The organism is Paenibacillus sp. GbtcB18 (assembly GCF_019091125.1).
Taxonomy (GTDB): Bacteria; Bacillota; Bacilli; order Paenibacillales; family NBRC-103111; genus Paenibacillus_F; species Paenibacillus_F chitinolyticus.
Genome location: NZ_JAGXJX010001015.1, coordinates 1 through 229, shown reverse-complemented (window position 1 = coordinate 229; position 229 = coordinate 1). Strand labels below are relative to the sequence as shown.

1 pseudogene is annotated in these 229 nt (G+C 49.3%); it reads left to right on the top strand.

Features of this window, described 5'->3' with window-relative positions:
- Positions 1-229: pseudogene (locus KVT34_RS31530) on the top strand (MFS transporter); the annotation flags it as partial.

Sequence of the window (229 nt, the reverse complement as noted above, 5' to 3'; positions counted from 1 at the left end):
GGTTCCTGGAGCAATACCTTGGGCGGCGCGCTTTGTTCATCGTTTCCACTCTAAGCCTCTTTGTTTTCCCTTTGGTATTCCAATATTTTCCAAGCAAGAAACACGCCCGCGGTTCATTCGATATTCTCGGAGCTGTTTTGTTCTCCGCGGGACTGGCGTTTGTATTGCTAGGGGTTACTAACTATGGGTTTATGCTCATTGCGGGGGCGGCAGTTCTTCTATGTTTGGG